This window comes from Parazoarcus sp. PS-13 R2A (genome assembly GCF_057621855.1).
Map to the genome: position 1 here is coordinate 1 of NZ_JBYEXN010000033.1, position 24,349 is coordinate 24,349.

The 24,349-nt window shown below is 62.1% G+C and carries 22 protein-coding genes and 1 pseudogene; 16 read left to right on the forward strand and 7 right to left on the reverse strand.

The annotated features are described in order from the left end of the window. The 3 genes and pseudogenes from AC22G6_RS20595 to AC22G6_RS20605 all read left to right on the forward strand — a co-directional run. A pseudogene (locus AC22G6_RS20595) lies at positions 1-202 on the forward strand (sulfoacetaldehyde acetyltransferase); the annotation flags it as partial. Positions 203-402: 200 nt separating this feature from the next. Then, positions 403-1,419 (forward strand): phosphate acetyltransferase, encoded by a 1,017-nt coding sequence (gene pta, locus AC22G6_RS20600; RefSeq protein WP_487368330.1) that lies wholly within the window; start codon positions 403-405, stop codon positions 1,417-1,419. A 75-nt stretch (positions 1,420-1,494) separates the two neighbouring features. Continuing rightward, positions 1,495-2,256 carry a TSUP family transporter gene (locus AC22G6_RS20605; protein ID WP_487368331.1) on the forward strand — a complete coding sequence of 254 codons (762 nt, stop codon included), beginning with the start codon at positions 1,495-1,497 and terminating at the stop codon, positions 2,254-2,256. Between the two features lie 26 nt (positions 2,257-2,282). Here AC22G6_RS20605 and AC22G6_RS20610 read toward each other — a convergent pair whose 3' ends face one another. Continuing rightward, positions 2,283-3,134 carry an IclR family transcriptional regulator gene (locus AC22G6_RS20610; protein ID WP_487368332.1) on the reverse strand — a complete coding sequence of 284 codons (852 nt, stop codon included), beginning with the start codon at positions 3,132-3,134 and terminating at the stop codon, positions 2,283-2,285. A gap of 160 nt (positions 3,135-3,294) precedes the next feature. Between AC22G6_RS20610 and AC22G6_RS20615 the strand changes: the two genes are divergently transcribed. The 4 genes from AC22G6_RS20615 to AC22G6_RS20630 all read left to right on the forward strand — a co-directional run bounded on the left by AC22G6_RS20615 (position 3,295) and on the right by AC22G6_RS20630 (position 8,105). After that, positions 3,295-4,890 carry a GMC family oxidoreductase gene (locus AC22G6_RS20615; RefSeq protein WP_487368333.1) on the forward strand — a complete coding sequence of 532 codons (1,596 nt, stop codon included), beginning with the start codon at positions 3,295-3,297 and terminating at the stop codon, positions 4,888-4,890. A 74-nt stretch (positions 4,891-4,964) separates the two neighbouring features. Next, a complete protein-coding gene (locus AC22G6_RS20620) occupies positions 4,965-6,191 on the forward strand; it encodes a TRAP transporter substrate-binding protein (protein WP_487368334.1) in 1,227 nt (408 codons plus the stop codon). 84 nt (positions 6,192-6,275) lie between these two features. Continuing rightward, positions 6,276-6,809 (forward strand): TRAP transporter small permease, encoded by a 534-nt coding sequence (locus tag AC22G6_RS20625; RefSeq protein WP_108948078.1) that lies wholly within the window; start codon positions 6,276-6,278, stop codon positions 6,807-6,809. A gap of 9 nt (positions 6,810-6,818) precedes the next feature. Continuing rightward, positions 6,819-8,105, forward strand: coding sequence for a TRAP transporter large permease (locus AC22G6_RS20630; protein ID WP_487368335.1), 1,287 nt, complete (start codon positions 6,819-6,821; stop codon positions 8,103-8,105). Between the two features lie 72 nt (positions 8,106-8,177). On the opposite strand, the gene AC22G6_RS20635 is transcribed toward AC22G6_RS20630, so the two are convergent. Continuing rightward, positions 8,178-9,278 carry an alcohol dehydrogenase family protein gene (locus AC22G6_RS20635; RefSeq protein WP_487368336.1) on the reverse strand — a complete coding sequence of 367 codons (1,101 nt, stop codon included), beginning with the start codon at positions 9,276-9,278 and terminating at the stop codon, positions 8,178-8,180. 203 nt (positions 9,279-9,481) lie between these two features. Here AC22G6_RS20635 and AC22G6_RS20640 point away from each other — a divergent pair, with 203 nt between their 5' ends. From AC22G6_RS20640 to AC22G6_RS20660, 5 genes are all read left to right on the forward strand, one after another. After that, positions 9,482-10,354, forward strand: coding sequence for a LysR family transcriptional regulator (locus tag AC22G6_RS20640; protein WP_487368337.1), 873 nt, complete (start codon positions 9,482-9,484; stop codon positions 10,352-10,354). Positions 10,355-10,583: 229 nt separating this feature from the next. After that, positions 10,584-10,796, forward strand: a complete 213-nt coding sequence (locus AC22G6_RS20645; protein WP_487368338.1) for a hypothetical protein — start codon at positions 10,584-10,586, stop codon at positions 10,794-10,796. A 31-nt stretch (positions 10,797-10,827) separates the two neighbouring features. Next, on the forward strand, positions 10,828-12,153 hold the full coding sequence (locus tag AC22G6_RS20650; protein WP_487368339.1) for an MFS transporter: 1,326 nt from the start codon (positions 10,828-10,830) through the stop codon (positions 12,151-12,153). 111 nt (positions 12,154-12,264) lie between these two features. Continuing rightward, entirely contained in the window at positions 12,265-12,597 is a 333-nt protein-coding gene (locus AC22G6_RS20655; protein WP_487368340.1) for a thioredoxin family protein, read from the forward strand. A gap of 2 nt (positions 12,598-12,599) precedes the next feature. Further along, a complete protein-coding gene (locus tag AC22G6_RS20660; protein WP_487368341.1) occupies positions 12,600-13,316 on the forward strand; it encodes a hypothetical protein in 717 nt (238 codons plus the stop codon). A gap of 45 nt (positions 13,317-13,361) precedes the next feature. Here the strand turns inward: AC22G6_RS20660 and AC22G6_RS20665 are convergent, their stop codons facing one another. Then, a complete protein-coding gene (locus AC22G6_RS20665) occupies positions 13,362-13,676 on the reverse strand; it encodes a BON domain-containing protein (RefSeq protein WP_487368342.1) in 315 nt (104 codons plus the stop codon). A 280-nt stretch (positions 13,677-13,956) separates the two neighbouring features. Between AC22G6_RS20665 and AC22G6_RS20670 the strand changes: the two genes are divergently transcribed. Further along, entirely contained in the window at positions 13,957-16,281 is a 2,325-nt protein-coding gene (locus tag AC22G6_RS20670; RefSeq protein ID WP_487368343.1) for an acetate/propionate family kinase, read from the forward strand. 42 nt (positions 16,282-16,323) lie between these two features. On the opposite strand, the gene AC22G6_RS20675 is transcribed toward AC22G6_RS20670, so the two are convergent. Both AC22G6_RS20675 and AC22G6_RS20680 read right to left on the reverse strand, forming a co-directional pair. After that, positions 16,324-17,136: a transglutaminase-like domain-containing protein gene (locus AC22G6_RS20675; protein WP_487368344.1), complete on the reverse strand. Its 813-nt coding sequence runs from the start codon at positions 17,134-17,136 to the stop codon at positions 16,324-16,326. A gap of 63 nt (positions 17,137-17,199) precedes the next feature. Further along, positions 17,200-17,985 carry an N-formylglutamate amidohydrolase gene (locus AC22G6_RS20680; RefSeq protein ID WP_487368345.1) on the reverse strand — a complete coding sequence of 262 codons (786 nt, stop codon included), beginning with the start codon at positions 17,983-17,985 and terminating at the stop codon, positions 17,200-17,202. 379 nt (positions 17,986-18,364) lie between these two features. Here AC22G6_RS20680 and AC22G6_RS20685 point away from each other — a divergent pair, with 379 nt between their 5' ends. From AC22G6_RS20685 to AC22G6_RS20695, 3 genes are all read left to right on the forward strand, one after another. Further along, positions 18,365-19,681 (forward strand): MFS transporter, encoded by a 1,317-nt coding sequence (locus tag AC22G6_RS20685; RefSeq protein WP_487368346.1) that lies wholly within the window; start codon positions 18,365-18,367, stop codon positions 19,679-19,681. Positions 19,682-19,797: 116 nt separating this feature from the next. After that, entirely contained in the window at positions 19,798-20,715 is a 918-nt protein-coding gene (locus AC22G6_RS20690) for a DMT family transporter (protein WP_487368347.1), read from the forward strand. A 206-nt stretch (positions 20,716-20,921) separates the two neighbouring features. Further along, positions 20,922-23,546 carry an EAL domain-containing protein gene (locus AC22G6_RS20695; protein WP_487368348.1) on the forward strand — a complete coding sequence of 875 codons (2,625 nt, stop codon included), beginning with the start codon at positions 20,922-20,924 and terminating at the stop codon, positions 23,544-23,546. A 47-nt stretch (positions 23,547-23,593) separates the two neighbouring features. Here the strand turns inward: AC22G6_RS20695 and AC22G6_RS20700 are convergent, their stop codons facing one another. Both AC22G6_RS20700 and AC22G6_RS20705 read right to left on the reverse strand, forming a co-directional pair. Then, positions 23,594-23,977, reverse strand: coding sequence for a Lin0512 family protein (locus tag AC22G6_RS20700; protein WP_487368349.1), 384 nt, complete (start codon positions 23,975-23,977; stop codon positions 23,594-23,596). Further along, positions 23,970-24,323 (reverse strand): Lin0512 family protein, encoded by a 354-nt coding sequence (locus AC22G6_RS20705; protein WP_487368350.1) that lies wholly within the window; start codon positions 24,321-24,323, stop codon positions 23,970-23,972. Before AC22G6_RS20705 ends, AC22G6_RS20700 begins: the two co-directional genes overlap by 8 nt. Positions 24,324-24,349: the final 26 nt, after the last annotated feature.

Here is a 24,349-nt window from a genome sequence, read left to right on the forward strand (position 1 = left end):
TGCCATGGGCGCCGAGGGCATCACCGTCGACAAGATCGAGGATGTCGGCCCCGCACTGAAGAAGGCCATCGACATGCAGATGAACGAAGGCAAGACCACCATCATCGAGATCATGTGTACCCGTGAGCTCGGCGACCCCTTCCGCCGCGATGCACTGTCCAAGCCCGTGCGTCACCTCGACAAGTACAAGGACTACGTCTGACCTGCTGAGCAAATGCAGGGGCGATTGCTGACCCCTCAGGCAATCGTCTCTGTTGCTGCACCCTGTCTGCACCGCTCAATCCAGACCCATCCCTCCTTGGATTGAGTTTTTCGCCGGAAGTCCTGGTCCCCCTTAACCAGGGTTTCCGGCGCATTTTTTTCTGCACCTCCCACAGCCGGACTTCGTGAGGAACGAGACTGATGAAAGCGCTCAACCGAATCATTGAGCAGGCGCAAAGCGCGCCCGCGCGGATTGCATTGTCCGAAGGTGACGACGCCCGCGTACTCGAGGCTGCCGTACGCGCAACCCGAGAAGGCATTGCCCGGATCATTCTGGTCGGGGATCGCACCCGCAGCACCGCATTGGCAGCCGAGCACGGACTGCCGCTCGACGGCATCGAGTTTCACGACCCCGCCGACGCCACCAACCAGGCCGCGCTCGCCCGCGCCCTGTTCGAGTTGCGCAGCAAGAAAGGCATGACCGCCGAGCAGGCAGAGACTGCTGCACGCGATCCGCTGGTCTGCGCCAACCTGCTGGTACGCACCGGCTACGCCGACGGCACCGTATCGGGCGCAGTCCGCACCACCGCGGATGTCGTGCGCAATGCGATCCAGGTGATCGGCGTGAACCCGTCATTCAAGCTCGTGTCGAGCTTCTTCCTGATGATGCTGTGCGAGCCCTTCCACACGCTCAAGGGCGGACTGATCTTCTCCGACTGCGGTCTGGTCGTCGATCCGAACGCAACCGAACTGTCCGAGATCGCCATGGCCGCTGCGGATAGCGCACGCAACCTGCTGATGGAAGAACCGCGCGTTGCGATGCTGTCCTTCTCCACCAGCGGCAGCGCCCGCCACGCCGCGGTAGACAAGGTGGTCGAGGCGTCGCGCCTGGTGAAGACCCAGCGCCCCGGGCTGGCTATCGACGAAGATGTGCAGCTCGATGCTGCCATCGTCGCCGAGATCGCCAACCGCAAGCTGCCGGCATCCCAGGTCAAGGGCAAGGCCAACGTCCTGATCTTCCCCAACCTCGAAGCCGGCAACATCGGTTACAAGCTGGCCGAGCGTGTGGGTGGAGCGGTCGCCATCGGCCCTCTGCTGCAAGGCCTGGCCAAACCCGCCAACGACCTCTCGCGCGGCTGCAGCGCCGAAGACGTCTTTCACGTCATCGCGGTCACCGTGGTGCAGGCACTGACAGCAAAGGCGGCGGCTGCCGCATAAGGCGCCGGCACCGAACGCCCGGACCGGTCCCATCCGGATCGCGCCGGGCGTCTGACCTCACTGGGCGGACAAACAATGAGTATCGAACACCTCACCGCACTCATGTTTGTGATTGCGATCGCGACATATATCCAGACCGTGACCGGTTTCGGTCTCGGCATGATCGTGATGGGTGCGACGAGTGGACTCGAGCTGGCACCGGTGCCGGTCGTCGCCGCGGTCGTCAGCCTGATCACCCTGGTCAACAGTGCCGTGGCGCTTCCAGGGCGCATGCACCTGGTCGACTGGCGGGCGGCAAGAGCGGTGCTGCTCGGCGTCATCCCGTCAATCGTGGCCGGCGTGCTGCTGCTCAACTACCTGAACAGCGCCGCATCAATCATTCTGAAACTCCTGCTCGGCGCGGTCATCACCTACAGCGGCGTGGTGTTCGCCCTGCGCCCGACGCAGCACGCGGAACGCTCGCCGGACCGCGGCTTCTTCGTCTGCGGACTGTTCTCCGGCCTGTTCGGCGGTCTCTTCGGCATGGCCGGCCCCCCCGCGATCTTCCACTTCTATCGCCAGCCGATGGATCTGGCTGTCGTGCGCCACATGCTGCTGCTGGTGTTCGCCTTCACGTCGGCGACACGCACGGTCTATCTCGGAATCAACGGCGAACTTACACGCGAGATCTGGATGCTGGCCGCAATCGCCGCCCTGCTCGTCGCACTCGCCACTGCGGCCGGCAGGCACTACCCGCCCCCGCTGGCGCAGATCACGATGCGGCGCATTGCCTTCGGCATCCTGATCCTGATCGGTGCAGGCCTGGTGGTGTCGGCACTCTCAGAGCTGGCATTCTGAATGGATCCGTGCCGGGGTCCGGGGTATCAGCTTTCCGGAAAGAGGATGGCACCCATCTCGGTGGCAGCAGACTTCAGTTGCGGCACGTTCTCGAACAGATTGTCGAGCGACAGGCGTGCCGTCGGCGCGTGGCAGGCAATCGCTGCAACCACCTTGCCGTCGGGGCCGTGAACCGGAACCGATACGGCAATCATTCCGCGCACGAACTCCTCGTTGTCGACCCCGACGCCGCGCTTCATGTTCTTCGCCAGCTCGGCCTCGAGTTCCTGGCGGTCGATGATGGTGTGCGGCGAATGCCGAACGAGAATCTGCCGCGACAGAATGCTCTGGCGCTCAAGCAGCGTCATGGACGCAAGAAAGAGCTTTCCGCTGGCCGTGCAGTGCATCGGCACCCAGGTCCCAAGGGGAAGGTGCATGCGCAGCGGCTCGCTCGTTTCTACACGTTCGACATAGAGCACCCTGCCTGCGTCCGGCACCGTCAGGTTGCAGGTTTCTCCGAGCTTGTTAACGAGGTTGCGCAGCACCGCCCTGCATGCCCGCCGCATGTTGGTTCCGCGCAGAGTTTTCAGCGCCAGCGTGTTGGCACGGGGCCCGGTAACGAAGCCTCTCTCGGCAGGCATGTGCAGCACGTAACCGTGCTTCTCCATCGACTGCAGCAAGCGCATCAGCGTGCTCTTGGGTACGCGCATCAGGCCCGCAAGTTGCGCCAGCGTGAGCGGTTGCGTCGATTCGGTGAGGAGTTCCAAAACGGTGAGTGGCCGCAGTCGTCGCACATCCTCATTGGCGCCGTCGAGTTCGGACAGTGTTTCATCGAATTCGTCCGGATCAGGCAATGCTGCAGTGCGATTCTGGTCCGCATGGCCCCGATTCTGTTTCATTTTCTGTCTCCATTGCAGATTAGTCTTGGTTTTTCTTATACCTCGATCAATAGTCACTATACATCTTTTATGAAACGCAGCGTTTCACTTTCAAAAACAGGCTTCGACACCTAGAGTTGAAACCCTCTATGTCGAACGGAGCAATCAGGAGACACCGTTCATGGCCCACGAAGTGGATTACATCGTTGTTGGTGCAGGCTCGGCGGGTTGCGTGCTCGCCAACCGCCTGAGCGAGGATTCGGGGAGCAAGGTTCTGCTGCTCGAAGCAGGCGGCCCCGACAACAACCCCTGGATTCACATCCCGGTCGGTTACTTCAAGACCATGCATGACCCGCGCTATGACTGGTGCTACCGCACCGAGGCCGACGAAGGTCTCGCCGGGCGCCAGTTGCAATGGCCGCGCGGCAAGGTACTCGGCGGCTCAAGCTCACTGAACGGTCTGCTCTATGTGCGCGGCCAGCACGAGGATTACGATCGCTGGGAAGCGCTGGGCAACAAGGGCTGGAGTTTCAAGGACGTCCTGCCCTACTTCCGGAAATCCGAAGACCAGGAACGTGGCGCAAGCGAATACCACGGCGTGGGCGGCCCACTCAAGGTATCCGACCTTCGCCTGCGGCGTCCGATTGCCGACCACTTCATTGCCGCCGCCCAGGATATCGGCATCCCCCTGAACGACGACTACAACGGCGCCAGTCAGGAAGGCGTAGGCTACTTCCAGCAGACGGCGCACAAGGGCTTTCGCTGGAGCACGGCAAAGGGCTTTCTGCGCCCTGCACGCAAGCGCCCGAACCTGATCGTCGAAACCCGCGCCCAGACCACCCGCATCCTGTTCGAGGGCAAGCGCGCTGCAGGCATCGAATACATGCAGGGCGGGAAGCTGTGCACGGCACGCGCACGTGCTGAAGTCATTCTCGCCGCAGGCGCGATCGGCTCGCCGCAGATCCTGCAGAACTCGGGCGTAGGCCCGGCCGACGTACTGAGCAAGGCCGGCGTAGCCCTCCATCACGAACTGCCCGGCGTAGGCCGCAACCTGCAGGATCACCTCCAGGTGCGCCTCGTACTCAAGACGCGTGAGCGCACCCTCAACGACGAAGTGAACAGCCCCATCCACAAGCTGTGGATTGGCATGCAATACATGATGTCACGGACCGGCCCGCTGACGCTGGCCGCCAGCCAGGTGACCATCTTCACCCGCTCCGGCCCCGAAGCAGAGCGCCCCGACATCCAGTTCCACATGCAGCCGCTCAGCGCCGACAAGCCGGGCGAAGGTGCGCACCCCTTCTCGGCCTTTACCGCGTCAGTGTGCCAACTGCGTCCCTTCAGCCGCGGCCACATCGAAATCAAGTCGAACAACCCGCTCGAGTACCCGGCGATCCATCCCAACTACCTGTCGGACGAACGCGACCACCCGGTCGTGATCGGCGGCATCAAGGTTGCCCGCCGTATCGCACAGGCCCCCTCGCTCAAGCCGCACATCATTTCCGAATTCGTCCCCGGCGAGCAGTTCCAGACCGATGCCGAACTGCTCGATGCGGCCCGACGCTACAGCCAGTCCATCTACCACCCTGCCGGCACCTGCAAGATGGGTCACGACCCACTCGCCGTGGTCGATGACCGCCTGAAGGTGCACGGCCTCGACGGACTGCGCGTGGTCGATGCCTCAATCATGCCCGAGCTCGTATCGGGCAACACCAACGCCCCGACGATCATGATTGCCGAGAAAGCCGCCGACATGATCAAGGCAGACAGACGCTGAACCAGCGTAGTAGCAGCCACACCACTTTTACAAGGGCAATGAAGCCCGAAATGCCACCCAGAGGAGACACTCAAATGGCCAATCAGACACCTCTAGATCGTCGCGGATTCCTGCGCATCGCAGGTCGTTACGGATTGACGTCAACCGTGCTTGCCGCAACCGGCATCGTTGGCCCGCTCACCCTTGAAGGCGTTGCGCAGGCCGCCGCCGCCACGGCTGACGCTCGCAACGCGAGCACCCCGCTGATGACGCTCAAGTTCGGTGCTTCGGGCTTTAACGAAGAAAATCTGAAGATCCAGGAATCGGGCCAGCTGTGGTTCGCGCAGGAACTCGAGAAACGCAGCAACGGCGCGCTCAAGATCGAGTTCATCGGCAGCAACGCCATCTGCAACCAGCTCGACTGCGTCAAGAAGGCCCAGCAAGGCATCATCGACCTGTTCTCGGCCAGCACGCAGAACTCGGCTGGCGCCGCACCGTATTACAACGTGCTCGACTTCGCGTACATGTTCCCGTCGCGCGCCGCACAGCACTACTTCCTGTATCACCCGAAGAGCGAAAAGCTGTTCCGCGAGCCGATGCGCAAGCGTCACAACATCCAGTTCCTTTACAGCCACTGCGAACTGCGCGGCATCATGCTCGGCAAGAAATTTGCCGACACACCGCTGATCACCAGCGTGGAACAGCTCGCCGGCACCAAGAACCGCGTCACCGGCACCCAGCTCGGGCGCATCGCGATGCAGCTGATGAACCTCAACCCGGTACCAATCTCCTGGGAAGAGACCCTCGACGGCCTCAAGCAAGGCCTGATCGATGGCGCAGAAACCTGGATGGGTGCAGCCGCCTATGCGAACATGGCGCCCGTGCTGTCGCAAGCGGTGGATCTGAAGTTCTTCTGCGGTACGGAACACACCGCAATGAACAACAAGACCTTCGAAAAGCTGCCGTCAAACCTGCAGGACGTGGTGATGGAAACCTCGTTCGCCGCCCAGCAATACACCCAGCGCGAGCAGGAAAAGGCGCTTATCGAGGTCGTTGGCGCCACCCCCAACCCCGGCCCGGACACCGTGTTCGGCAAGAACAAGGTTCGCGTGGCCACGCTCTCCGATGCGGAAATTCTCAAGGCCGAAAAGATGTGCTCGCCCGAGTACAACCCGAAGCCGTGGGAAGAGTGGCGCGAGCGTCTGTCCAAGATGTCGGGTGGCCAGGACGTGTACAAGGAAATCTTCGACATCGCGCGCGAGATCCCGAAGAACACCGCAGTAGCCGACGTAAAAGCACGCCGCTGGTGGCAGAACGCCTGATTGGCACAAGCCTTCAGCTAGCACACGGCCGACTCCGCTCCGCGCGGGGTCGGCGCCCACCGTCATGTTTTTGGAGACATCCCCATGTCGTACCTGATGGCGCTACTTCGGTGGCTGGACCGCAACGCCGAACGCACACTCATCCTTATCGCATACTCCAGCATGGCCCTGATCATCGTGTATGCGGTCTTCGAACGCTATGTCTTCAGCACCCAGATTCCCTGGAGCACGTCGATCCCCATCTACCTGTTCCTGTGGGTGGCCTGGGTTGGTTGTGCCTATAACGTCAAGAAACGTACACACCTGGTTTTCAACGATTTTCGCCTGCGCATGCCCTACGGAATGCAGTTCGCCATGATGTGGCTCGACACCATCCTGTGGATCGGTTTCGGCTCCATCGTTGCCTGGTTCACCATCGAACAGACTCAGCTGGCCTATGACAACTTTTCGATCGTGCAGGGCACGGACAACGTCATGCAATGGTGGTTCTACCTCGCCACGCCCGTCGGCTGGGGAATCCTGATGATTCGGGCGCTGCAGAATCTCATGCAGGACATCGGCCGCTTTCGCCGCCGCGAACCCTTCCTTGTCGACATCCAGACCGTCGGCGGAGACTGAGGAGCAAGCATGGACAACTCAATACTTATCACGCTCGTATCGCTTGGCGTTACTGGCCTGTTCCTGGTCGGCGTGCCAATCTTTCTCGTCATCGCGCTCTGGGTAACCGGTGTCTCGCTGGTGATCGATTTCACGCTGGCCAACATCGGCGTCACGCTGTTCGAAGGGCTCAACTTCTTCGGCCTGCTGTCACTGCCACTCTTCATCCTCACCGGTGACCTGATTGCCGCCGCCGGCATCGCCACCCGCCTGGCCAACTTCGCACATGCCTGCCTGAGCTGGATGCGCGGCGGCCTGGGGCTGGCGACGATCGGCTCCTGCGGGCTGTTTGCGGCCATCTCCGGCTCGAACTCGGCCACCACGGCGACCATCGGCGGCATCATGCATCCTCTGCTCAAGGCCGACGGCTACGACAGCCGGTTTGCCGCAGCAACTGCAGCAGCAGGCGGCACGGTCGGGATCATCATTCCGCCGTCCATCATCTTCATCGTGTATGGCTTCCTGATGAACCTGTCGATCTCCGACCTGTTCGTCGCCGGCATCCTGCCCGGCATGCTGATGGTGATCGCGATGCAGGTGGTGTGCTGGTGGATGTGCAAGAAGCACGGCTGGGGCTCGGTTACGCCGCTCGACATGAAGCGCGTGTTCCGCACGGCACGGCAGGCTTACCTCGGCTTCTTCGCGATCTTCATCGTCATCTTCGGCATCTACTCGGGCATCTTCTCGCCGACCGAAGCGGCCGCGATCACCGTGGGCTTCTGCCTCGTTGCCGGTCTGCTGCTGACGCGTGAGATCAAGTGGAAAGCACTGCCCGACATCCTGCTGCGCTCAGGCCAGCTGACGGGCATGCTGGCACCAATGATCGCAGTGTCGATCGTGATGCAGCAGGTGTTCGCACTGCTCGGCGCGGCAGAAACGGTCTCTGCATTCGTGGCCTGGTTCGGCAACGGTGAAACCGTCGTGCTGCTGGTGTGCATGGGCATCGTGCTCGCTGCGGGCTGCATTCTCGAGAGCCTGCCCGTCACGGTGATCTTTGCCCCGATCCTGGCCCCGATCGCGGTTGCAACCGGTGTCGATCCGGTTCACTTCTCGGTGATCTTCCTTGTCGGTGCGGCCATCGGCTTCATCACGCCGCCTTTCGGACTGAACCTGTTCGTTGCCAGTGGCGTCACCGGCATTCCGTATTCGCAGCTTGTACGATTTGCCGTGATGTACATGACCGGACTGGTGATCTCCTGGCTGCTGATTGCCTTCATCCCGTGGCTGTCGCTGGGGCTGATCCCGACGCCGGGCTGAGCTCACTCGGCAGGTCAACGAAAAAAGCGGTCACAGAGAACACTGTGGCCGCTTTTTTTTCGGGCTCCGGGTCTATGCAGCCGGCAGCAGAACCAGTTTGCCGACGAACTTCTTGTCCATGAAATCCTGTTGCGCCTGCACGATGTCTGCAAGCGGATAGGTTCGGGAAACCAGCGGACGGATCTCGCCACGCTCGATGTAGCCAACCAGGTTCTCGAACACTTCACGCGGCTGCCAGGTGCAGCCAAAGAAGCTCAGGTCCTTGAGATACAGCGTGCGCACGTCGAGCGTAACCAGCGGCCCGCCGATCGCACCTGCCACGGCGTACCGGCCACCCCGACGCAGAAGATCCGGCAATTCGGGCCATTGCTCACCGGCGACCAGGTCGATGACGACATCAAGGCTGTCGCGTCCGAGCGTATCGAGCAGGCTGACACCTCGCTCGATCACGCGATCCGCCCCCATCTGTTCAACTTCTTCACGCTTTGCCGCGCCGCAGACCGCAAGCACATGCGCCCCCCGCCGTTTCGCAAGCTGCACGGCCGCAGAACCCACGCCACCCGAGGCGCCGGTGATCAGCACGCGCTCGCCGGCTTTCAGGCCCGCGCGCGCCAGCATGTTCTCGGCTGTCGACCAGGCGCAGGGGAACGAGGCCAGTTCGGCATCGCTGAGCGTGCTTTCGATGCGGAAGGCCTCGTCTGCCCGGGCAGTGCAATATTGCGCAAAGCTGCCGTCGCACTCCGAGCCATACGTAATGCAGACGAAGGGATCGTCAACACCGGGCGCCTGCTGCATGCTCCGCACCAGAACCCGCTCGCCGATACGCGCCGGGCTGACGCCCGCCCCAACGGCAACGATTTCCCCACAGCAGTCGGCACCCTGCACGCGCGGAAACTGCAGCGGGATACCCGACCAGCTGGCGTCATCGTCGTCCGCCTCCGCAAAGCCGCTCTCGGCGCCGCTATTGGTCTGCCCGGTCACGCCCTTTGAATACCAGCCGATACGGGTGTTGATGTCCGTGTTGTTGACCGCGGCCGCGCCCACCCTGATCAGTACCTCGCCTGCGCCGGCTTTCGGCACAGGCAGGTCCTGCCGGTACTGAAGCTGCTCCAGTCCGCCGTGCCCGACCAGCACGACGCCTTTCATGGTGCGAGGAAGTGTGTTTTCGTTCATCGAGTTCTCCGTCATCAAGCCCGAAGCCCGGGTTGAAAGTCAGTCCTGTTTCAAGCTGGACTTGCGTTCACCTTAATTCGACTCGATACTTCACACAAACGAATTAACATCAATCTTCAGTTCACATTTTCTGAATCGCAACATCAGCGCACAGTGCATCGGGCTTACATCCCACCGGGAGGCGCGAAATCCGAGGATGCTCAATGGACACCCTGCTCGACCCCGAACTGCTTCGCACCTTTTGCGCCGTCGTCAAAGCCGGTGAGCTCAAGAAGGCCGCGGCCACCATATTCCGCTCGCAGGCAGCCGTCAGCATGCAGATCAAGCGCCTTGAGCAGCAACTCGGGGTCCGCCTGCTGGAACGCAGCAACCAGGGCATTGCGCTAACCGACGCGGGCGGGACGCTGCTCACCTACGCCGAGCAGATCCTGCGACTGAACAACGCCACCCTGAAGGCGCTCAGCCAGGGCCAACTCAGCGGCCGGATCAACTTCGGCATTCCGACGGACTACGCGCAGAACTTCATCAACTCGGTCATGCCGATCCTGATGCAGGATCTGCCTCACCTCGAAGCCAGCATCGTCTGCGAGCGCAGCCGGAATCTGCGGCAACTGGTCAAGCAAGGCGACCTTGACGTGGCGATCGTCGCGGGCGAGGACGATACGCACGACGAGCAACTGCTGTGGTCGGAGAGCCTGATCTGGTGTGCCCCGAAAGGCATTGCACTGGAGGAGCGGACCCCGCTCCCCGTCGCCCTCTACGAAGACAACTGCATCGTGCGCGACCTGTGTCTGGCCGACCTCAAGCGAACCGGTACCCCTTATGCGACGGTCTTCCGCAGCCCGGTTCTGGAGAACATCGCGGCGGCGGTCGAGGCCGGGCTTGCCGTAACGCTGCTGCCGGAATCACTCATGCAATCTGCAAGCATGCGCCCGCTGCCAGGCACCTTCATGCAAAGCACGGCGGCACTCAGGATGAACATGATCTGCTCACCACTTGTCGAAAAGGCAGTCCTCGAACGCCTTGGCGACTGCATGCGCAGGGCCGGCTCGCAGCTCAGACACCGGATTCAGTGAGCGGATTCACTGAGCAAAGGCCGCCCGGTCGCATCCTGGCGCTGCAGAGCACTTCACCTCCGCTCGGGATGAATGACGCGCGCGGCCTCCGCCCGCCATCCGCAGGCACCCGTCTGGATCTCACGATCAGTACCGCGCTTCATCGCGGGCGTGCGGCACCGTGCGCATATTGCATCCTGATCGAGGGTGCAGGCGAAAGCTGACTGAAACCTGAATGGCATGAGCGCGAGTGGCGCTGATTCTGGTGTGCCAAATCCATTTCGCGTTTCAATTTCAAGGCGCCGACGCAATCGATCTTGGCGTTGCTTATCAGGTCATCAATAGTCTCTATTCCTGCAAGTGGAACACTGCGTTTCAGTTTAGAGTGCGCGCAATTGAAGCACGCACGTCCGGTCGCAAGATCACGCCGCGTTCGCCCAGGGAAAACAAAACACAGATCTGAATGTTGGCCAAAGCATTCCCGGAGACAAAAAATGAAACAATCACCCAAGAACGATCCAAAGGAAGTCAGGCGCGTCGTCAGCGCCAGTCTCATCGGCGCCACCATCGAGTGGTACGACTTCTTCCTCTACGGTGTCGTCGCAGGCATCGTATTCAACAAACTCTATTTCCCCTCCAGCGACCCGCTGGTCTCCACCATGCTGGCCTACGGTACCTTTGCCGTCGGCTTCCTGAGCCGTCCGCTGGGCGGGGTGATCTTCGGCCATTTCGGCGACAAGGTCGGACGCAAGAGCATGCTGGTCATGACCCTGATGATCATGGGCGTGGCTACCGTGCTGATCGGTCTGGTACCGACCTACGAACAGATCGGCGTGTGGGCGCCCATCCTGCTGCTCATCCTGCGCATCGCACAAGGCATCGGCCTCGGCGGCGAATGGGGCGGTGCGGTACTGATGGCCTTCGAGTATGCACCCAAGGAAAAACGTGGCTTCTACGCCAGCATCCCGCAGATTGGTCTGGCGCTGGGGCTGTGCCTTGCCTCGGGCGTGGTGGCCGGACTGTCCGCAATGCTCAGCGATGAGCAGTTCCTCTCCTGGGGGTGGCGAATCGCCTTCATCCTCTCCTTCCTGCTCGTCGCCGTGGGCATGTACATCCGTCTGAACGTGATGGAGACACCGGAATTTGCCGAAGCGAAGGCTTCCGGCGAAGAGATCAAACTACCGATCAAGGAGGTCATCACCAAATACCCTGGCAATGTGCTGGCCGGCATGGGGGCACGTTATATCGACGGGGTGTTCTTCAACATCTTCGGCGTGTTCTCGATTGCCTACCTCACGCAGACGCTGCACCTGAGCCGGACCGATGCCTTGCTGGGCGTCATGGCCGCCGCGCTGGTGATGATCTTCACCATTCCTTTTTTCGGCGGACTCTCCGACCGTATCGGGCGCACCCGGATCTACTTCTGGGGCTCGTTGCTGACTGGTCTGTCCGCCTTTGCCGGTTTCTGGTTCATGCAGAACAGCAACGGCAGCATGCTGGTGGTGTGGATGGCGATTATCATTCCGTTTGGCGTGTTCTACGCGTCGATCTACGGACCGGAAGCCGCGCTGTTTGCCGAACTGTTCAACCCCAAGATCCGCTACTCGGGCATCTCTTTCGTGTATCAATTCTCGGGGATCTTCGCCAGCGGCATCACCCCGATCATCGCCACCTATCTGCTGCAGAAGGGTAACGGTGACCCGTGGCTGATCTGCGCCTACGTCGCCTTTGCCGGCCTCGTCAGCGCCCTATCTGCGTCATGGATCGGACGCCGCAAGCGTCGCGAAGCGCTTCTGGAAGCCATCCCCGCTCGCGCCTGAGCGCCTGATCACCCGGGCAGCTGAAAAGCCGCATCCTGCCCGGGTGCGTTCAGACCGAAATTCATGGATGCATTATCCTGTCAGCCTGCTTCTCCTGACCGGACTGACTCCATGCCCCAGACCCTGCCGTATAAGGAACACCAGCTCACCCGCGACGAAATTGACGCACTCGACGAAGCCATCGTGCTGGATTTCGGTACCGACTGGTGTGGTCACTGCAACGCGGCCGCGCCACTGGTTGCAGCAGCAATGAGCGCTCATGCCGGGGTACGCCATATCAAGGTCGAAGACGGCCCCGGTCGGCGGCTTGGGCGCAGTTTCAGCGTAAAGCTGTGGCCCTCGCTGATTTTTTTGCGGAAAGGACGGGAAATCGCCCGCCTCGTGCGCCCGGGCAGGCAGGAACACATCGAGCAGGCGCTCCAGGCGCTCGAGTCTGCGGCGTGAACATGTGTGACTTCAGCGAACTGAACCGCGTCGGCCTCAACCTGCAGGCGGTCTTCAACGTGGCTGCCCTGCCCACGACGATCCGCGCGCAACTGCGGCAGGGCATGAAAGACGGCCAGGACTTCCGCCAGCTCATTCTGATCGGCAATGCCGGCTCCGCGCTGTGGTCGGCCGTCAGGGCGGCAGGCATTGACAGCGCCGACCCAATCGATGACTTCAGCGTCCAGACCGTATCGCGCTGGTTCAATACCTGCTTTGGTGACTGCGGCCATCAACGCATTTACCCCGGCAATACAGCTGTCGGCCTGCAGACGCTTGGCAGCCTTGCCGGCTGGCACCATGCCTCACCATTCAGGGTGGGGATCAATCAGGACTGGGGCACCTGGTTCGCTTACCGGGTGGCCTTGCTTGCAAACACCGCACTGCCGGTCACGCAGGCGCGGCACACCGTCTCGCCCTGTGACACGTGTCGCGACAAACCCTGCATCCCCGCCTGTCCTGCGCAGGCGATGGCAAGTGGTGATTTCGACCTGGACCGGTGCATCGACTACCGTCGTCAGCCGGGCTCGCGTTGTGCCGCAAGCTGTGTCGCCCGGCTAAGCTGCCCCGTCGGCTCGAGTCACCGCTACGACCCGGAGCAGATTGCCCACGGGTACGCTAACTCGCTGAAGATGATCGAGCGCTATCGGAACACGCGCACTTCAAGCGAGCTCAATTAAGTGCAGACGGGCATCAGGTCCCCCCTGCGCCCGTTTGCCTGCCGGTCACTTGATCAGCATGTCGTTCTTGACCGAACTCACACCGGGAACAGCGCGCGTCACCTCAATCGCCTTGTTCGCCATGGCGCGCGAAGTCACAAACCCGCTGAGTTGCACGACGCCCTTGAAGGTCTCGACGTTGATTTCGGCAACCTTGAGTGTTGGCTCATTGAAGATGGCCGCTTTCACCTTGGCGGTAATCACGGTGTCGTCGACGTATTCTCCCGTACCTGCCTTCTTGTCGGTGCTGGCGCAGCCCGCGACGGTCAATAACGAGAAAGCCAGGAAAAGTGCGCTGAGATACTTGCCGAACTGTTTCATGTTGAGCTCCTGAATGATGAGGGTGCGGATCAGCTGTCTCTCATCAAGGGCAATCCGGCCAGGGAAGAAGAACACACGCTTCCCCCAAGTTGCCCTCGCATCCGCTCTGTGAACGTAGTCACCCCTATGACGGCAAACAGTTCGGTAGCACACATATGAAACCGGCAGGCTTTCATGTACTCGCTAACGAACAAAGCAAAGAATCGGTTTTGTGCAATGCAACAAGCTGCTAATCTGATGCCTGACTAGATAGCGACAGCGGACTTGAGCGATGACGGGTATGAGCGAAACGGATCTGAAGCAGTTCTTTCTCGAGCGGGTTCGATTGTTCGAAAGCTTCCCCGCGGACAAGGTGGAGGAAATCCTCTCCAGGTCCCGTCTTGCGACCTTCGAGGGCAACGAGGCGATCCTCGAGACCGGCGACGAAGGAAGGTTCATGGGCGTCGTGATCAGCGGGACCGCCGAGGTCTCGGTCTCCGACAACACCGGTACCCGCACGGTGATCAGCCAGCTGGACGAAGGCGACGTGTTCGGCGTGATCTCGCTGCTCACCGGCGAACCCATCGTGGCCGACGTCATTGCCGGCAGTCGCTGCTTCGTGCTGATGATTCCGCAGGACGTCTTCCAGGCCTACATCCTGACCAATCCGAAGTGCGTCGCCTATCTCTCGCGCCTGCATGCCGAGCGCATCAGGACCATGACGTCGGACCTCGCCGCGTCAAAGTGCAAGGCCAGAGCACGCTCGGACGATCCCTATGCGCTGTCGCTCGCAACCAACACGGCGGGCAAGGTCGTCGTGCTGAATGTCGGCATCAGCCAGATCCACTTCGGCATTTACGATACGCACGACCTCGACTCGGACGTGCACGGCATCATCGACAATACCGACCGCGACCGTGTGCATATCCGCGTCAGCGTGGGGCCGCAGAGCCGCAGCATGGAGCGCGAGCCCTTTCCGCTCTCCGATCTGTTCGCAGTCATGCAGGCGTCCTGTGCCCTGCTCGGCGAGGCTTTTGCCTTTCACCTGCAGGACGTGAGTGCGGTTGGCCACCGGGTGGTGCATGGTGGCAGCAAGTTCTCCAGCTCGGTGGTGATCACACCCGCGGTGATTGCAGACATCGAAGCGCTTTCGGTATTCGCACCGCTGCACAACCCGGCAAACGTCAAGGGCATTCGCGAGGCAATGAAGCAGTTGCCCGGCGTACCTCAGGTCGCCGTGTTCGATACCGCTTTCCACCAGACCCTGCCGCCCTACGCCTATCTTTACGGCCTGCCCTACGATCTGTACAAGAAGGACGGCATCCGCCGCTATGGTTTTCACGGCACCTCGCACCGTTATGTGTCGCTGAAGGCTGCAGAGGTCCTCAAGCGCCCCCTCGGCGAACTCGAGATCGTGTCCTGCCACCTTGGCATTGGTGCCTCGCTGTGCGCAATCGATCATGGGCGCTCGGTTGACACCACGATGGGCATGACGCCCACCGACGGCCTCATCATGCCCAGTCGCTCGGGGAGCATCGACCCCGCGGTCATGATCCAGCTGCTGCAGCACCACGACATGACGCCGGCCCAGCTGTCGGACCTGATCAACACCGAGAGCGGCCTCAAGGGCATCTCGGGCATTTCCAGTGACATTCACGAGATCGAAGCCGCTGCCAGTGCCGGCCACCATCGTGCGCTCCTCGCGCACAAGGCCTTCTGTTACCAGATCCGCAAGAACATCGGCGCCTATGTGGCGGCAATGGGCGGGATCGATGTGCTGACCTTCACTGGCGACATCGGCGAAACCAGCGCCACGGTGCGCAGCCTGGCGTGTCAGGGCCTGAGCTACATGGGCATCAAGCTCGACGAGGAGAAGAACCGCAACGTCGGAAAGCTCGACACGTACAAGATCATTTCGGCAGACGACTCGCCGGTCACGATTATCGTGATCGCCAACGACGACGAGCGGCTCGTGGCCTGGGAAAGCCTGCGTGCAATCGAACGCAACGAGTTGATTCAGGCGATGAAGGAAGATCAGGCCGAGGCGCCAATCCCGATCGAGATCTCGGCCCACCATGTCCATCTGTCGCAGGCCGATGTGGAAAAGCTGTTCGGCCCCGGTCACCAGCTCACACCGGAACATGAACTGTCGCAACCGGGACAGTTTGCCTGCGCCGAGAAGGTGCACCTGGTCGGCCCCAAGGGCCGCATCGCCAACGTCCGGGTGCTCGGCCCGACGCGCAAGGAAACGCAGGTGGAAATCGCGATGACGGAGCAGTTCAAGGTCGGCATTCAGCCACCGATCCGCCAGTCAGGCGACCTCGCCAACACGCCCGGCATCACCCTCGAGGGCCCCGCCGGCAGCACCACGATAGAGCGCGGCGTGATCTGCGCGCAGCGCCACATTCACATGACTCCGGAAGATGCCTTGCGTTTCCGTGTGCGCGACAACTACGTCGTGCGCGTGCGGATCGAGGGCGAGCGCGAACTGATTTTCGGGGACGTCGTCGTCCGCGTGAACCCGGCGTTCCGCCTGGCGATGCACATCGACACCGACGAAGGCAATGCGGCCAACATCCGCACCGGCATGATCGGTTACATCGACGAGATCCAGAGCCGCCACTAGGCATGCAGCCGGGGCCGGCCAAGGTCCCGGGCTGCAGCCGGTTCAGCCATCGAACACCTGATCGGTCCACACCCTGAAGCTCTTCAGCGTGTTCGGCCCGAAGGTGTTGCTGATGGCAACATCCGCAGCGTCGCAGCCGCGGGCGATCAGCACGCGACCGATACGAGGGGTGTTGTTGCGCGGATCGAAGGTGTACCACTTGCCGTCGAGATAGGCCTCGAACCAGCCCGCAAAATCCATCGGCTCGTAGGGTGGCGGCATGCCGATGTCGCCAAGATAGCCAGTACAGTAGCGCGCCGGAATGTTCATGCAACGGCAGAACGCGATGGCGAGGTGCGCGTAATCGCGGCACACCCCGGTCTGTTCATGGAAGACCTCCCATGCGGTCTTGGTCGCGCGGGCGTGCTGGTAGCCGAAAGCGATGTTCCTGTTCACATAGTCGCAGATGGCCTGCACACGCCCCCACCCCGTCGGCGCCTTGTCGAACAGACCCCAGGCGATGTCCGAAAGACGATCGGTTTCGCAATACCGGCTTCCGAGCAGGAACTCCAGGGTTTCGTCGGGCAGTTCCTGAACCGGAACCTGCCGCGCACCCGGCACAACCGGATCAGGTTCGCCAGTGTCGTTGATCAAGGCATCGGCGGTCAGTCTGATCTGGCCCTTGGGCGCAACGATCCGGGTGCACCAGTTGCCGAAACGGTCGCGATAGGCGGTGACCGGTACCGACGGATCGGTAATCAGATGGTCGGGAATGATCAGGTCTGACGCACGGCTGAAATGCACGTTCAGCGACAGAATCATCGGCGTGGGCTGCGGGCAGTCGTAAATCAGTTCGTAACCAACGCGAATCTTCACAGTGTTTCTCCATTCTTGAGATGAGGGCCGACCACGCCCCGGGCAAGCAGGTTTCGAACCCGGTCAGCGGCCATGTCTCACGATTCCCCGGCGTTCGCCGGCAAGCGCAATCCGCAGCGAGTCGACCACGGCCTTGCGCAGGGCCGTCCATTGCGGGGTTGCTGCGTCCACGTGTTTCTGGTTGATCTCCAGTTCGATGCCCACGTACACATCGGCCGGGAGACGCGCACGGAACCAGGCCGCCACGCCGTCCGCCTTCCCCGAATAGGGATAGTTCCGGCGCACCACAAGTTCCGGCGCGCACGCTTCAAGCGCTGTTTTCCAGCGTTCGCACAACGCCACCTCACCGGGCCGCGAAGGGTCATAGAGCAAGCCGATATCGGCCTCTCGCGGGCGCCCCTTCAACTCGGGCGTGAAACTGTGCGAACAGATGTGAATCGCGCGCCCGCGGCGCTCGACCGTCTGCATGATCAGGCGCTCGACCTCGTCGCGATAAGGCTGGTAATAGCGCGCAAGAATGTGCTCGCGCACCGCCAGTGGTGCCTTGCGCACAGTCTCGAAGTGCAGGTGGCGGTGCCCGACCGAGCGATTCAGGTCGACCAGCAGCCGGCACACCGTCCCGTATACAAGCGGCGCTGAAAACGCCCTCGCCAGCGACCGCGCCATCACCAGCGCCCCTGCGTCGAATCCGCGATGCGAGGCCACCAGGTCTTGTGCCGAACGGAACAGCACGCGGTAGGCCGGAGGAATCCGGTTTCCCCCGTGCTCGCAGGTAATCACCAACGCGTCCCGGATCTCCTCCCCTTCGCTTGATGCACCCGGTGCCCGGGCATGAGTGCTTGCCAGCATGCTTCTTGTCCTTGACAGTCTGGATCGAGAGGGGCCGAGAAACCATTCGCCTTGCCTGCCCCCGCTGCTTGCGCACATCTTCTAATGCTACGGACCCAGTCGGCATCGGTATGTATGCTCCCGCACATAGTGTTCCGAAGCACATTCAGCATTCGCTCACGGCCGCTTGCCCGACGCTTCCGGTAAGCTGACTTGATCCCAGAACATTCCCGCGGAAAGCCGTATCCGGCATGGACCTGCCTTCAGGCATTTCACGCCACGGCAGACATCGCCAGCGAGCCATTCATATGCGACATCCAGCACGCTCGGACATGCCTGATCGCGTCACCCCGGGAATGCGCAATATTCCGTGCCGCATGCCAACCGTGGGGACGACGCGATGAGTGCGACTTCCGGCCAGCATATCGCCGACCAAAATTGCCGCCTGTTCGTCCTGTTCCGGGTACTGTTCAACTCGCGCTTCTACTATCCGGTACTGGCCGTACTGTTTCTTGACCTCGGCCTCACCGCCACCCAGTACACCCTGCTCAATTTCGTCTGGGCCCTGGTCATCGTGCTGGCAGAGGTGCCATCCGGCGTGCTCGCCGACCGCATCGGCCGCCGGCCACTCGTCCTCGCTGCTGCCCTTTGCATGGTAGCTGAAATGCTGGTGCTCGCTGCTGCACCGCAAAATGGCGGGCTGCTGCTTTTCCTGTTCTGCCTGCTCAACCGTGTCCTGAGCGGACTGGCCGAAGCGATGGCCAGCGGTGCCGACGAGTCACTTGCGTTTGACGCCCTCGCGGACGAAGGGCGGGAACGGGAATGGCCGCAGGTGCTTGCGCGGCTGATGCAGTGGAGGGCTGTCGGCATGGTGGTCGCGATGCTGGTCGGCAGCGCGGTGTACGACCCAAGCCTGCTCAACGGCCTTGCCGCCAGCGCCGGCCTCGCGTTTGCCCTGGATCAGGCCACCACGCTGCGCTTTCCGATCTACCTCAATCTGCTCACTGCGCTGGGCGTCCTGATCGTCTGCCTGCGCATGCAGGAGCCTGCCCGCAGGTCAGGGGGCGCCATCCCGACGACCAGACAGGCGGTCGAATCGATGCTCGACGCCGGACGCTGGATTGCACGCAACCCGCTCGCGCTTTTCGTCATCATCGGCGGCTTGCTGATCGACAGCGTACTCCGTGTCTTCATGACCTTCGGCAGTGCCTACTACCGCATGATCGACCTGCCCGAAGCCAGCTTTGGCATCATCGGCGCCACGATGGCAGGCATCGGTATCGTGGTGGCGCCGATGGCACGCAGACTCGTGACCGCGGGCTCCATGCTGCGCAGTTACGGTGCGCTCGCAGCGCTCGCGCTCCTCGGGCTGGCAGGCGTGGCGCTGGGCATCCCGCACTGGGGCGTGCTGTTCGCCCTGCCCCTGTCTGCAGCCATGGCTGCGGTGGGATTCGCCGTGTCCCACTACCTGAATGCTGCGGTGGATTCGCGCCATCGTGCCACCGTGCTGTCGTTCAAGGGTCTGGCATTCAACCTCGGCTACGGTTTCGTGAGCCTGCTCTTCGCACTGGCGCTGCGGGCCTACCGCGACACCGGCAGCGTGGGCGACGGACTCGCGGGCGCCCTCACCCTGCTCCCGGTCTGGCTCGTCTTCACGGCACTGATCATGGCACTTCTCTTCTGGCGTCATCGCGGGCAACTGCGCCAGCGCAACTGAGCACCGGCTCCGTGGCACAGCCTGCCGAATTGTGCTGCGCAATACCTGCCGTTGCCGTATCGTAACGCCCCCTGCCAGGTCGATCATGGCGGATCCGTGAGCAAACCAGGAAGCCAATGACATCCCCCGAACACCCGCCCCAAGGTCTCTCTCCGCATACGCGGGGCCTGCTTGCTGCCGGTCTCGTCGTGCTGTGCTGGTCTGGCTTCAACATCGTGTCACGCCTGGGCAGCAAGGGGGTGTTGAGCCCCTACGACCTGTCCGCGATGCGTTTCGCGGTGTCCGGGGTCCTTGCGCTGCCCTTTTTCGTGTCACGCGTCCCCATGTCCGACTGGCCGCGCTACATGGTGCTCGCGGTGTTCGGCGGTCTGGGCTACGCAATGCTGGTCTATGCCGGCTTTGCCTTCGCCCCGACCGCGCATGCGGGCGTTTTCGTGAACGGTGGCATCCCGTTCTGGACCATCGTGATCATGGCTTTCATCTCGGGCTTCAGCCTCGCGCGCCATATCGTGATCGCCTTCCTGCTCGCGAGTTTCGGCCTCGTGCTGATCGCCTACGAAAGCCTCGTACAACCGGGCGGAGAGGCACAATGGCTCGGCGACCTTCTGTTCCTGCTCGCTGCGCTGTGCTGGGCCCTGTTCGGCTTGCTGATGCGGCGCTGGCAGGTGCGGCCGGAACTCGCAATTTCGGGGGTGGCGACCTTTTCGATGCTGGCCTACATGCCGGTCTACATGCTGTGGCTGCCGCAGGCCATCAGTGAGGCATCCGCTGGCGAGATCCTGCTTCAGTGTGTCTACCAGGGTCTGATCGCTGCGCTCCTCGCCGGGGGAATGTACAGCTATGCAAACCAGAAGATCGGTCCCTATCAGGCTTCGATGATGCTTGCCCTGGTGCCGGGGACGTCCGCCATCGGCGCCTACTTCATTCTCGACGAAGCACTGGGCTTGCGCGTGGTCACAGGCATCATCGTCGTCTCGCTCGGCGCCCTCCTGTGCGCGCTGCCAGCGAAGCGTGTTGAACAGGGCGGTCGCTAGGAAGCACAAGCGGGACACACTTCGTGCGCGAACAGCACCGCCACTGCGCACACCTGCATACCGCACCAATCGGCCACCGTGACCGCCCTGCGGTCCGGCAACGCCCCTTCGAGCCCTGCGGGCTTTCGCGCCCCCTGAGATTATTCCGTAGAATGAGTCTCTTACCGTTCACTCCAGCACCAGCCCGACATGCTCGGTAGCTGCACATGAAACGTCTTTTTTCCCACCGCTCCCTCCTGCTGCTGTTCACGTTCATCGTTGCCATGGCATGCCCTGTTCATGCGAATGATGCGCCCCCGGCCACGCCGATTTCCTTGTCGGACGCGGACAGGCACTGGCTTCGGGCACACCCGGTGATCCGGATCGGGATCGACGCCAACTACGCGCCCTACTCTTTCACCGGCGAGCGCGGACAGGTCAAGGGGATCGTGCCGGAGTATCTGTCGCTGCTCGAAAATGCCCTCGGCATTCGATTCGAGATCAGCTCAGACCTCACGTGGCCCCAACTCATGCAGGCCGTGCGCGAACGCCGGCTCGACGCGGTGGCAACCGTAGTGCGCCTGCCCGAACGCGAGACCTTCATGGCGTTCAGCCGCGTCTATCTGACGACCCCGCTCGTTGTCATGACCCGAATGGATTCTCCACAACTGGAGTCACTCGAAGAGCTCTCAAGGGCACGTATTACCCTGGTGACCGGCTATTCGGCATCCGCGCAGGCAAACGACGCCATCCCCAGCCTCCATCCGTACTACGTACCAACGGCACTCGACGGCCTTCAGGCGGTTGCATCCGGCACGGCAGATGCCTATATCGGCGTGCTGGGCGTGAATACCTTTCTTGCCGCGCAGCACGGCATCAGCAATCTCAAGGTGAATGGCGCCTTCGACATGAAGGACAACGGTCAGCGTTTCGGTGTTCGCAATGACTGGCCCGAGCTTGCACACCTCATCGACAGGGCACTTGATAGTGTGCCATCCGAGAAGCAGAGCGAGATTCTGTCGAGATGGTTGCCGATGCAGTCCGGGAACCTGACGGAACTCGGCCCGCCAAGCCTCGCCAGCCGCCTGTTTCCGTGGCTGGTGATTTTCAGCTGCATCGTCGCTTTCGGGTATTTCACCGCCTTGGTCTGGAACCGGCAGCTCAGGCGCGAACTCGATCGCCGCAAGGTGGAACTCGAGCGCGCGCTCGGCATTGCAGGCATGGGCGACTGGTCGCTGGATATTGCGAGCGGGCGCATCAGGTGGGCGGACGAGCTTTTCCGCATCGCAGGGCGCTCTCCCACGGCGCTGGACTGGCCGACGCTCAGGAGCTGGATCCACCCGGATGACCGCGAGAAGCACGAGGACTACCTTTCACAGCTCGCGGCCGCGCCCCAAGGGGCCAAGCTCCCGCCACTCATCTCCCATCTCGTTCGTCCCGACGGAAGTTCGCGCTGGCTGGAGATCAGCTGCGCAACCGACTTCGACGCGGCGGACAGGCCGCTGAGGCACTATGGCACGGCCCTCGACATTACCGAGCGCAAACTGGCCGAAGACAAGATCCGCAGCCTGGCCTACTTCGATTCGCTGACCGGGCTGCCGAACCGCCGCCTGCTGATGGACCGGCTGAGCCAGGCAGTATCAGCCAGCAAGCGCAGCGGCGAATATGGCGCCCTGATCATGCTCGACCTGGACCGTTTCAAGGATCTGAATGACACCCAGGGCCACGATGTCGGCGACCATCTGCTTGTCGAGGTCGCACGCCGTCTGACGGCACACGTTCGTCATGAAGATACGGTTTCTCGGCTGGGCGGGGACGAATACATCGTGATCGCCGAAGCGCTGGCCACGGACGCGTCTTCGGCAGCACTTGAGGCGGGACTGATTGCCGAGCAATGCCGCCAGGGACTCGGCGAGGCCTTTTCGCTTGGCAACGGTGACGCGCCCTACCACTGCAGCACCAGCATCGGCATCACTCTGTTCAAGGGCAACGAGCCCGGCCTCGACGTGCTGTTCAAGCAGGCCGACGTGGCCCTCTACCAGGCCAAGAAAGCCGGCAGGAATACCGTCCGCTTCTTCAACACCGACATGCAGTCCGCGATCGACAGCAGGATGAAGATGGAGTCGGCACTGCGGCGCGGTTTGCGCGAAGAGGAGTTCAGGCTCCATTACCAGCCGCTGGTGGATCGGGATGGGCGACGAATCGGTGCCGAGGCGCTGCTGCGGTGGTTTCCGCGCGATGCCGATCCGGTCTCGCCAGCTCTGTTCATTCCCGTTGCCGAGGACACCGGCCTCATTCTTCCGCTCGGCGACTGGGTTCTGCAGACGGCCTGCGAGCAGCTCAAGCGCTGGGGTGAAGATCCGCAGACCCGGGAACTCACGATCTCGGTCAACGTGAGCGCGCGCCAGTTTCACCAGCCGCAGTTTGTCGAACAGGTCGTCGAGCAGCTGAAACGTTCCGGCGTGAGCCCGTCGCGGCTGAAGCTGGAGCTGACCGAGAGCGTGGTCCTCGAGCGTGTCGACGAAGTGGTCGCGCGCATGCAGCGCCTGAAAAGCCAGGGCATCACCTTTTCCCTCGACGACTTCGGCACCGGCTACTCGTCCCTGTCCTACCTCAAGCGCCTGCCGCTGGATCAGATCAAGATCGACCAGTCCTTCGTACGTGACATCAACCACGACCGGAACGATGCAGCAATCGTCAGGGCCATCCTCGCGATCGGACAGTCACTCGGAATCGCGGTCATCGCAGAAGGCGTCGAAACGGAAGCTCAGCGCGAACGGCTGATCGAATACGGATGCCTGGGGTTCCAGGGCTACCTGTTCGGAAGACCCGTACCCATCGAGCACTGGTGAAACACCTTGCTGCCCGCGCACCTTGCTGCAGGCAGCGTGTCCGCCGCTCAGCTGCGCTCGATCAGACGCCAGTCCGCCGCGTCCACCGGCAGATAGGCTTCGACGGCCGCAGTGGCGATCACATGCGTCGTATCCTGTTCGTCATCCCGAACGTTCAGCCCGCCAAACACCGCCGTCACCTCTGCCCGGCCACGCGGCAACTCCGCAGCCACGCGCTCGGTGTCGACCTTGTCCGGCTCCTGCACACCGATCGTGACCTGCACCCGCATGCTCAAGTGATCGTAGCCCAGCGACTTGAACAGCACGATCGACGAGTGATGCAGGGCGTCGTGTACCGCGCGGATGGCGGCCTTGGTGTAGTCGGCACCGTAGAGATCATTGCCGGTACCCATCTCGAGAATGATGCGTTTCTCCGTGATCGCCTCAGTCATTTGCGGGCTCCATGTCGAACGATACAATGATTGCGGCATTTGCAATCACGGTCAGGCCGTCGGTGTGCGGCTTCGGAACGTCCAGACCGCCCTTGACCACCGTGATCGAGGGCTGACCGTAGGGAAAGATTCCGTGCAGCGCCGAGGTATCGACCTCCTCCGGTTTCTGCACCCCGATCTCCACGTCGATGATCATCGCGGTTTTCGGAAAGCCGAAGGCTTCCGCCACGTTCAGCGAGTTGTGCCACAGCGCGTCGCGAATCGCGCGCGCAGCGGCCTCGGTGTAGTTCTTGCTGCGGATCGACGTCCCCATGCCGAACTGGGTCACCACTCTCTTCTTTGCCATCGCCTGTCTCTCCTGTGTGCCAGCCC

Coding starts and splice junctions, on each gene's coding strand:
- pta (WP_487368330.1), top strand. CDS start 403: ATGAAAGCGCTCAACCGAATCATTGAGCAGGCGCAAAGCGCGCCCGCG.
- AC22G6_RS20605 (WP_487368331.1), top strand. CDS start 1,495: ATGAGTATCGAACACCTCACCGCACTCATGTTTGTGATTGCGATCGCG.
- AC22G6_RS20610 (WP_487368332.1), bottom strand. CDS start 3,134: ATGAAACAGAATCGGGGCCATGCGGACCAGAATCGCACTGCAGCATTG.
- AC22G6_RS20615 (WP_487368333.1), top strand. CDS start 3,295: ATGGCCCACGAAGTGGATTACATCGTTGTTGGTGCAGGCTCGGCGGGT.
- AC22G6_RS20620 (WP_487368334.1), top strand. CDS start 4,965: ATGGCCAATCAGACACCTCTAGATCGTCGCGGATTCCTGCGCATCGCA.
- AC22G6_RS20625 (WP_108948078.1), top strand. CDS start 6,276: ATGTCGTACCTGATGGCGCTACTTCGGTGGCTGGACCGCAACGCCGAA.
- AC22G6_RS20630 (WP_487368335.1), top strand. CDS start 6,819: ATGGACAACTCAATACTTATCACGCTCGTATCGCTTGGCGTTACTGGC.
- AC22G6_RS20635 (WP_487368336.1), bottom strand. CDS start 9,278: ATGAACGAAAACACACTTCCTCGCACCATGAAAGGCGTCGTGCTGGTC.
- AC22G6_RS20640 (WP_487368337.1), top strand. CDS start 9,482: ATGGACACCCTGCTCGACCCCGAACTGCTTCGCACCTTTTGCGCCGTC.
- AC22G6_RS20650 (WP_487368339.1), top strand. CDS start 10,828: ATGAAACAATCACCCAAGAACGATCCAAAGGAAGTCAGGCGCGTCGTC.
- AC22G6_RS20655 (WP_487368340.1), top strand. CDS start 12,265: ATGCCCCAGACCCTGCCGTATAAGGAACACCAGCTCACCCGCGACGAA.
- AC22G6_RS20660 (WP_487368341.1), top strand. CDS start 12,600: ATGTGTGACTTCAGCGAACTGAACCGCGTCGGCCTCAACCTGCAGGCG.
- AC22G6_RS20665 (WP_487368342.1), bottom strand. CDS start 13,676: ATGAAACAGTTCGGCAAGTATCTCAGCGCACTTTTCCTGGCTTTCTCG.
- AC22G6_RS20670 (WP_487368343.1), top strand. CDS start 13,957: ATGAGCGAAACGGATCTGAAGCAGTTCTTTCTCGAGCGGGTTCGATTG.
- AC22G6_RS20680 (WP_487368345.1), bottom strand. CDS start 17,985: ATGCTGGCAAGCACTCATGCCCGGGCACCGGGTGCATCAAGCGAAGGG.
- AC22G6_RS20685 (WP_487368346.1), top strand. CDS start 18,365: ATGAGTGCGACTTCCGGCCAGCATATCGCCGACCAAAATTGCCGCCTG.
- AC22G6_RS20690 (WP_487368347.1), top strand. CDS start 19,798: ATGACATCCCCCGAACACCCGCCCCAAGGTCTCTCTCCGCATACGCGG.
- AC22G6_RS20695 (WP_487368348.1), top strand. CDS start 20,922: ATGAAACGTCTTTTTTCCCACCGCTCCCTCCTGCTGCTGTTCACGTTC.
- AC22G6_RS20700 (WP_487368349.1), bottom strand. CDS start 23,977: ATGACTGAGGCGATCACGGAGAAACGCATCATTCTCGAGATGGGTACC.
- AC22G6_RS20705 (WP_487368350.1), bottom strand. CDS start 24,323: ATGGCAAAGAAGAGAGTGGTGACCCAGTTCGGCATGGGGACGTCGATC.